This window comes from Colwellia sp. D2M02 (genome assembly GCF_018860755.1).
GTDB classification, from domain to species: Bacteria; Pseudomonadota; Gammaproteobacteria; order Enterobacterales; family Alteromonadaceae; genus Colwellia; species Colwellia asteriadis.
Map to the genome: position 1 here is coordinate 8,444 of NZ_JAHKPW010000061.1, position 8,229 is coordinate 16,672.

General features: G+C 37.1%; 7 protein-coding genes. 3 read left to right on the plus strand and 4 right to left on the minus strand.

Annotated features, from left to right (window positions below; all coding sequences use genetic code 11):
* Positions 1–157: 157 nt before the first annotated feature.
* Together KO495_RS11080 and KO495_RS11085 are read left to right on the plus strand one after the other, a co-directional pair.
* Positions 158–589, plus strand: coding sequence for a hypothetical protein (locus tag KO495_RS11080; RefSeq protein WP_215980478.1), 432 nt, complete (start codon positions 158–160; stop codon positions 587–589).
* A 23-nt stretch (positions 590–612) separates the two neighbouring features.
* Positions 613–840 carry a DUF1653 domain-containing protein gene (locus KO495_RS11085; RefSeq protein WP_215980479.1) on the plus strand — a complete coding sequence of 76 codons (228 nt, stop codon included), beginning with the start codon at positions 613–615 and terminating at the stop codon, positions 838–840.
* Here KO495_RS11085 and KO495_RS11090 read toward each other — a convergent pair.
* A complete protein-coding gene (locus KO495_RS11090; protein ID WP_215980480.1) occupies positions 837–1,106 on the minus strand; it encodes an acylphosphatase in 270 nt (89 codons plus the stop codon). The two genes, KO495_RS11085 and KO495_RS11090, sit on opposite strands and share 4 nt — an antisense overlap.
* A gap of 195 nt (positions 1,107–1,301) precedes the next feature.
* Here KO495_RS11090 and KO495_RS11095 point away from each other — a divergent pair, with 195 nt between their 5' ends.
* On the plus strand, positions 1,302–2,492 hold the full coding sequence (locus KO495_RS11095) for a class I SAM-dependent methyltransferase (RefSeq protein WP_215980481.1): 1,191 nt from the start codon (positions 1,302–1,304) through the stop codon (positions 2,490–2,492).
* 193 nt (positions 2,493–2,685) lie between these two features.
* On the opposite strand, the gene KO495_RS11100 is transcribed toward KO495_RS11095, so the two are convergent.
* The 3 genes from KO495_RS11100 to KO495_RS11110 all read right to left on the minus strand — a co-directional run bounded on the left by KO495_RS11100 (position 2,686) and on the right by KO495_RS11110 (position 7,786).
* On the minus strand, positions 2,686–2,985 hold the full coding sequence (locus KO495_RS11100; RefSeq protein ID WP_215980482.1) for a PilZ domain-containing protein: 300 nt from the start codon (positions 2,983–2,985) through the stop codon (positions 2,686–2,688).
* 108 nt (positions 2,986–3,093) lie between these two features.
* Positions 3,094–7,173, minus strand: coding sequence for an ATP-dependent RNA helicase HrpA (gene hrpA / locus KO495_RS11105; protein ID WP_252738920.1), 4,080 nt, complete (start codon positions 7,171–7,173; stop codon positions 3,094–3,096).
* A gap of 178 nt (positions 7,174–7,351) precedes the next feature.
* On the minus strand, positions 7,352–7,786 hold the full coding sequence (locus KO495_RS11110; RefSeq protein ID WP_215980483.1) for a CBS domain-containing protein: 435 nt from the start codon (positions 7,784–7,786) through the stop codon (positions 7,352–7,354).
* Between the last annotated feature and the right edge of the window lie 443 nt (positions 7,787–8,229).

The following is an 8,229-nucleotide window of genomic DNA, read 5'->3' on the forward strand; positions in this document are numbered from 1 at the left end:
AACTCGGTTTAAGAGATATTTAACAAAAAAAGGCACTACGGTGCCTTTTTTAGTTATAGGTATGAGGGAACTTAAACACGCATTTAAGTAATAAATTTCACCTTAATAATAAATTACGCTATGATAACTACTATTCTTGTTTTCGGATTATTAGTTAATGTTTTTATTAAAATATTTATCAATTCCTTTTTTATTGTTACTAGTTTCTTGTGGCAATGAAAAAGAAGAAATAACCACCATAGATAACCCTAAATTCGTCGCCGTTGCTTTTTTTGATGCGCTTTATAATGAAAAAAATATCGAAAAAGCTGCTTTAGTCTGTGATGACAAACTCTCTCGCTTAGTTTTACATTACCGCTCACCCGAAGCCGTTGGTCGACACTTGTTTAATATGTCTTATGACAAGGTTGAAGTTAAACCTGATGATAGTGGCGTAAAAATTCGTGAACAATTTAAAGGTAGTGCTATTGTAACCGTCTACTTTGATGGTTATTACAATGATAATAGACTCAAAGATGTAAAACGTATCTCACTTATTCAGCGTAAAGGTAAGTGGGTTATTGATAAAATATTAAAAGACCCATTCTAAAACGAACTAATTTAAGCCCTCTTATGATTAAACCTGGAAAATATCAGCACTTTAAAGGTAACTTCTACCATGTCCTTTATATTGCAAAGCACAGTGAAACAGAAGAATTAATGGTGGTTTATCATCCAGAAAACGATACAAATGATATTTGGCTAAGACCGCTAGCCATGTTTGATGAAACAATAATCAGAGATGGCAACCCCATAAAACGTTTTAACTTGGTTGATAGCCCAAATAACAATTTAGCTTAGCCTATCGAAAAAAAATGGTGCTCTTGCCTTGCCACCTGCTCATAGTCAATCGAGTCAACTTCAGCTTGCTCAGGACCATGGGCCAACCACGCTAACATATTGTCAATGTTACTCTGCTCTCCGCATAATAATACTTCAACATCACCATTTGATAAGTTACGAGCATAGCCACTTATACTGTAATCAATAGCTTGTTGCTGGGCAGATGAACGAAAATAAACACCTTGTACTTTTCCAGATATATGCACTTTATAACAAACATTCATAAAAAGTTTCTCTTGTTATCAAAATCTAGGCTTTTATTCGTTAAGACGGTAAACAACTTTATCCATAGCAATAATTAACTTAGGTAAAGTTTGCACCTAGCACTCGCATTGTCTACAATCGGCGCACTCCCTCTCAAAAATGAATAACGCACGCTTATTCGCGTTATTATATTCATCAAAAGTAAGTATAGACCTATGTCAGCCAGAATTTATTTAAATGTTAGTCGAGAAAAATCGTTATTGCGAAAACACCCATGGGTTTTTTCTAAAGCGGTCAATAAAATCAAAGGTAAACCAATGTTAGGGGAAACCGTTGATATACTTGATAACAAGGGTAACTGGTTAGCAAAAGGCGCTTATTCTCCAGAATCACAAATTCGTATTCGTGTATGGAGCTTCGATGAACACGAAGAAATAGATCATGCATTCTTTATTAAAAAACTTAAAAGTGCCCAAGCACGACGTGATTGGTTTATTGAGCAAGGTAACTTAACCGGCTATCGATTAATTGCTGGCGAGTCTGACGGTTTACCCGGTATAACTATTGATAAATATGACAACTTTATTGTTTGCCAACTACTCAGTGCCGGTGCAGACTTTCAACGTTACACCTTAGTTAGCTGTTTAAAAGAGCTTTACCCTAACTGTCATATTTATGAGCGCTCAGATGTTGATGTACGAAAAAAAGAGGGGTTAGAGCCTGTTACGGGCTGGTTGTCAGAGCCACAAGACTCTACCGAATGTATTATTGAAGAGCATGGTATTAAAATTCATGTTGATATAGCTACGGGTCATAAAACTGGTTTTTATTTAGATCAACGCGACTCTCGCCTCGCCGCTGGTAAATTTGCTAAAGACAAAACTATTTTAAATTGTTTCTCTTACACCAGTACTTTTTCGCTCCACTGTGCCGCTAATAATGCCAAGGAAGTCGTTAATGTTGATGTCTCACAACCTGCGCTAGACATGGGTAAAAGAAACTTAGCACTAAATGGTTTAGAAGACAGTAACGTTTCTTTTGTTAAAGAAGACGTATTTAAGCTATTACGCCGTTACCGCACTGAAAAACGCCAGTTTGATATGATTATTTTAGATCCCCCTAAATTCGTTGAATCAAAAGCGCAATTAACAGGGGCTTGTCGTGGTTATAAAGACATTAATATGTTGGCGATGCAGTTAATTAAGCCTGGCGGCTTATTGTTAACCTTTTCGTGCTCAGGGTTAATGGAGGCGAGTTTATTTCAAAAAGTTGTTGCTGACGCAGCCCTTGATGCTAAACGTAACGCTTATTTTGTTGAACGCTTACAGCAAGCAGCCGACCACCCTATTTCATCAAATTATCCTGAAGGTTATTATTTAAAAGGCTTAGTTTGCCAAATTGACTAGTTAACCTACATTCAGGTTAACTCACGCTAAGTTTACTGAATTGCGTGAAGGTAATACTCAATTATACAAAAATAGAAATAAAAAAAGCTTAAGTTATTAATAGCCATTATGGTTATCAATTACTTAAGCTTTTTTATTTGTGCAATAACAGCTTTTAGCGACTAAGCATTATAAAGCGATAAAAGCTCGTATTTTAATCAATTTCTTCAATCGCAATACCTAATAAGTAACAGTTGTCACTTTCCTCATCAAGACGAACCACTTTACCGCGCGCATCAAGCGCTTGTATTTGTTCCCCTGAAGAGTCAACTTTTATCCTGATATGTGTTCCTAATTCAATAGGTTGCTCCATTTCTAGTGCCATACCTGTCGCACTTAAATCTCTGCATGTTGCAGCAATGTTGGCATTAGCTTCGTCATCAATTACCGTCACCACCACTTCACGATTTAACATCATGCGATAAAAGTTACGCTTATCATTAAAACTTTTCATTACTACTCCTACATAAAATGGAACACACTTGGCATTATTTATACTGAGCTTAAACCGCGCTGTCAATAACAAGCCACCATCAAAAATTGCACTTAAGTAACATTACCCTTAACAATTTTTAAGGTGGTTTAGTATTCTTTTCACCGAAATAGGAGCTGAAGTCCCTAAATTTTGAGCGAATAAAGATATTCTTAACTCTTCAAGCAACCAACGCACCTCTTGAATATTGTTGGCAATGGGCTTGTCTTTACGTTGCTGTCCTAAGATAGCTTGATAGGCATCATCCGCCTTATTAACATCAAGTAACTTTATTCTATCTTGATTTGGATCTATTGGCAGTTTCTCTAAACGGCGTAATACGCCTTGTAAGTAACGAATAATATCATCCAAACGCTTTAAACCAGATGCACTGACAAAACCTTTAAAAACTAAATGCTCACATTGCTGTTTAATATCGCCATGTGCTTGAATTATATTTAAGGGCACACTACCTTTCATTTTTTTACTAATATCATGACGTAAACTTAATGCCCTTTCGACTTTAATCGCCGCACTTAACACCGTATCGGCTAATTCAGCACGTACATAGTCACTACAGCTTTTAAAGTCTTCTGCTGTTCTTGGTAATTCTGCCTTATTTTGCTGTTCGGCAAAGCTGTTCACTAAATGCAAACAAGCACCTTGAATGCAGTCTTGCAATAAATCACTAATCGAGCCAAACGGGTTAAAATACAGGCCGAGTTTTGCTTTATTCGGCAGCTTTTCTTGTAAGTACTTTATAGGTGAAGGCAGATTCAATAAAATCAGACGACTAACACCTTTAAGCATTGCTTCATCTGCATGCTCTGCTTGTTCAAAGAGCTCAATAGCAACACTACTTTTGCAATCAACTAACGCAGGAAACGCTTTAATAGCGATATTAGCAACCTTTTTTTCATAGTCTTTTGGTAACTTACCAAAATCCCACTGAGTTAAGTCTGCTTTTTCAATACCCTTTTCAGCTACTTTTTGAATTGACGCTTTGACCTTACCTTGTAAGTCAGCTTTTAAATCATTGAGATTACGACCTTGTTTTAAAATTACACCTTTTTCATTAACCACTTGAAAATTCATGGTTAAGTGCACAGGTAAGCTTAACTCATCCCAAGCATCTTCAGGCATACGTACACCCGACATACGTAATAATTGTTTCGATAATGCTTGGCTTATTTCACCTTGCTCAGCAGGCATTGCAGCTAAACACGCTTGTGCATAATTTGGCGCAGGAACAAAGTTTCGGCGTAAATTTTTAGGCAGTGCTTTAATTAACGCCACCACTAACTCATAACGCATAGCCGGAATAAGCCAGTCAAAACCAATATCCTGAATTTGATTTAACAAAGCGACAGGAATAACAACACTAATGCCATCGTCAATATCACCTGGGCTAAAATGATATTTAAGCGGTAAGGTAAATTTATCTTGCTGCCATGTATCAGGGTATTCATCTTTAGATAAATCTTCCGAGCTTTCATTCAATAAAAATGCTTTAGTGAAATTTAATAAATTGGGCGTTTCTTGTTTTGCTTTTTTCCACCAAGCAAGAAAACTACGCTGACAAATTGCACTTTCGGGTAGTTTGTTATTGTAAAAGTCAACGAGTTGCTGCTCTTCTATTAAAAAATCTTTACGGCGCGCCTTTTGCTCTAACGCTTCAATACTGGCAACAAGTTGCTGGTTTTTCACTAAAAATTTTTCTTTAATCGTGCTATCACCATTGACCAGCGCTTCCCGAATAAATAACTCACGGCACGTTACCGGCTCTATTTTATTAAAGTTAACTTTGCGTTTACTTACAATTTGTAAGCCATATAACGTAACTTGCTCATACGCCATAACACTGCCTTGTTTTTTCTCCCAGTGTGGCTCGCTGTAATGACGTTTAACTAAATGCTGCGCTAACGACTCTATCCATAAAGGGTCTATTTTTGCATTCATGCGAGCAAATAAACGGCTAGTTTCAACAAGTTCGGCAGACATTAACCATTTGGGTGATTTCTTTGCGAGTCCAGAGCCAGGGAAAATGAAAAACTTCATTCCTCGAGCGCCTTTATACTCACGGTTTTCATCTTGTTGACCAATATGGCTCAGCAATCCTGATAACAAAGCTTGATGTACCGGCATTAATGTCACTTGCTGTGCTGCTAGCTTTTCTTTATCAATAGCTTGTGTTGCATGTTGTTCAGCGTTACTCGCTGTTAATTCAAATTGATAATTAACACGCGTTACTGTGATTTGTTGCTCTTTTAAGGTTAACTTTAATTGGCTAACAATGTCTTGCCATTCACGTATACGTACATACGATAAATACTCTCGTTGACATAATTTTCTAAACTGATTTTGCGTTAGCGTTTTTTGCTGAGCGGTTACGTAATGCCATAGGTTTAATAAACTAACAAAGTCAGACTGTTTGTCTTTAAAGCGGTTATGTTTTTCATCACTTGCTTGTTTTTTCTCATGAGGGCGCTCACGCGGATCTTGAATACTTAAGGCACTAACAATCACTAAAACTTGTTCAATACAACCAAGCTCTATCGACGTCATCACCATTTTCGCCAAGCGAGGGTCAATAGGAAATTTAGCAAGTAAGCGCCCTGCTTTCGTTAAACGTGCAACATTATTGGTATTACTATCTATCGCATCTATTTCTTCTAATAAACGCATGCCATCGGTAATATTACGATTATCGGGCGCTTCAACAAAAGGAAATTCGCTAATATAACCTAAGTCTAACGCTAGCATTTGTAAGATAACGGTAGCTAAGTTAGTCCGCAAAATTTCAGGATCGGTAAATTCAGGGCGATTATTAAAGTCATCTTCGCTATATAAACGAATACAAACCCCTTCTGAAACACGCCCACAACGACCTGAACGCTGATTTGCACTGGCCTGTGATATCGCTTCTATAGGTAAGCGTTGTACTTTAGTACGGTAACTATAACGTGAAATACGGGCTGTACCTGGGTCAATTACATACTTAATACCCGGTACCGTTAAGCTGGTTTCAGCTACGTTAGTCGCTAAAACAATGTTACGACCACTGTGCGGTTTAAAAATTCTGTTTTGCTCTTCTACCGTCAACCTAGCGTACAAAGGCAAAATATTGGTATGTCGCAAGTCTGCTTTAATTAATGCGGCAGCGGTATCACGAATTTCTCGCTCACCATTGAGAAATATCAGAATATCTCCTCGACCTTGATCAAGGCTTGATAACTCATCAACTGCATTGAGTATGCCGCTAATAACATCATTACTATCGCTGTCATTATCGGTTTCATCGCCCTCAGGCGTATCGTTTAAGGGGCGATAGCGCATTTCAACCGGAAATGTTCGACCTGAAACTTCAATAACAGGTGCTGGTACGCCAGCATTATTAGCAAAATGCTTAGCAAAACGCTGAGGGTCAATAGTTGCTGAGGTTATAATCACCTTTAAATCAGGTCGTTTAATCAGTACTTGTTTTAAGTAACCCAAAATAAAGTCGATATTTAAACTACGCTCATGAGCTTCATCAATAATGATGGTATCGTATTGACGTAATAGGCGATCACGCTGCATTTCTGCCAGCAAAATACCATCGGTCATAAGCTTAATATAACTTTGCTCGCTAACTTGGTCATTAAAACGTACTTTATAACCCACTTGCTCGCCAAGCTTGGTATTAAGCTCATCGGCAATACGATTAGCAACAGTTCTAGCGGCAATACGTCGTGGTTGGGTATGGCCAATTAAGCCATCAACGCCACGCCCTAATTCAAGACATATTTTGGGAATTTGTGTTGTTTTACCTGAGCCGGTTTCACCAGCGATTATTACCACCTGATTTGCTTGTATCGCTTCAGCTATTTCTTTAGCACTTTGCGCTATAGGTAAGCCTTCAGGGTAAGTAATTTTAGGTAAACAACTTAATTTTTGTTGCTTTTTTTCAATTGAGCCTTCAATTGCTTGCTGTATTTTTTGTAAAGAAAGTCGCTCTTTTTCAGACAAAAGAGTTTCATCGCTAAGCGCTGCTGAATTCGCTTTTTTGATGTTTTTTTGTAACGTTATCAAACGCTTTTTAAGCTTACCTGCATCACAGTTTTTCGCTAGTGTGATGCGCTGAAAAAGATCTTGAATATTAGGGAAATCGGTAGCAGGAAACTCAGACAAAACAAAACTCAAATACTAATCAAAAGAAGCATTTTAACAGTAAAATAACTGAATTACAGCGGGTAAATAAACCAATTAATCAATTAACTGGGCACTAAACCAGCACTTTTGCTTATCTCATTAAAATGAGACAGAGCAATATGAAATGATTACTTCAACTTACTTTATAATGTGCTATTTAATGTGCAGCATGCTCTTTAGCATGAGAAATACTTAACTTCATATGCTTATCAAAAGCTTTTAACACATCGTTTCTACATATTGTTCCTAATAAGTCACCATCATCACCAATAACTGGATACACTTTAGGGTGTTCGTTAACCATTCTTTGTGCCAGCTCTAACACGCTATCGTATGGTTTTACTGATAAAACATCCTTGCGCATAATGTCTTTAACTTTAGCGTTATTGTCGTTGTAGTACATGCTATCTAACATTTTCACCAAAACATCGCTCTCTGAAATAAAGCCAATTACTTTACTGTGATTATCAATAACAGGGCCGCCAATTTGTTGCGTTTTTAAAAAACGCAATGTTGTTTCTTGCATATTCATATCCGCGGTAAACGTAATCGGATAGTGATTCATGTAATGCTCTACTTTTAAAGATTCCATAGTAACTCCTCAGTCGCTATTGCTAGCACTATCAGCCATAAAGCTGATTTCGGGATAATTAATACGCTTTCATTTCTCATCTCACGAATTCAGACTAATTAACTCTTCTCATTGTTGTAACTGTAGGTAAGCCTCTGCTAAAAAACCAATTAATCATTCACATAATTTAATTTTTGAGCGTTTAATCGATTTTTAAACGGACACGGAACAATAATTAACCTGAGATAGGCTTAACAAATGTTTCTCTAGCAACTATTTTTCCTAACTTCTTCGGTAAATTTACTTGCAATAGGCCAGCTATTGACGCGAAATTTGCCTTGAATTAAGAAAAACTATCAAGCTAGCGATGCAGAAAAATAATTTTTGATGATATTTCAATTTGTTAAATATCTCTTAAACCGAGTTCAGGTTAATTATTCCCTCTTAACGTTCGTCATTAATAT

Coding starts and splice junctions, on each gene's coding strand:
- KO495_RS11080 (WP_215980478.1), top strand. CDS start 158: ATGTTTTTATTAAAATATTTATCAATTCCTTTTTTATTGTTACTAGTT.
- KO495_RS11085 (WP_215980479.1), top strand. CDS start 613: ATGATTAAACCTGGAAAATATCAGCACTTTAAAGGTAACTTCTACCAT.
- KO495_RS11090 (WP_215980480.1), bottom strand. CDS start 1,106: ATGAATGTTTGTTATAAAGTGCATATATCTGGAAAAGTACAAGGTGTT.
- KO495_RS11095 (WP_215980481.1), top strand. CDS start 1,302: ATGTCAGCCAGAATTTATTTAAATGTTAGTCGAGAAAAATCGTTATTG.
- KO495_RS11100 (WP_215980482.1), bottom strand. CDS start 2,985: ATGAAAAGTTTTAATGATAAGCGTAACTTTTATCGCATGATGTTAAAT.
- KO495_RS11110 (WP_215980483.1), bottom strand. CDS start 7,786: ATGGAATCTTTAAAAGTAGAGCATTACATGAATCACTATCCGATTACG.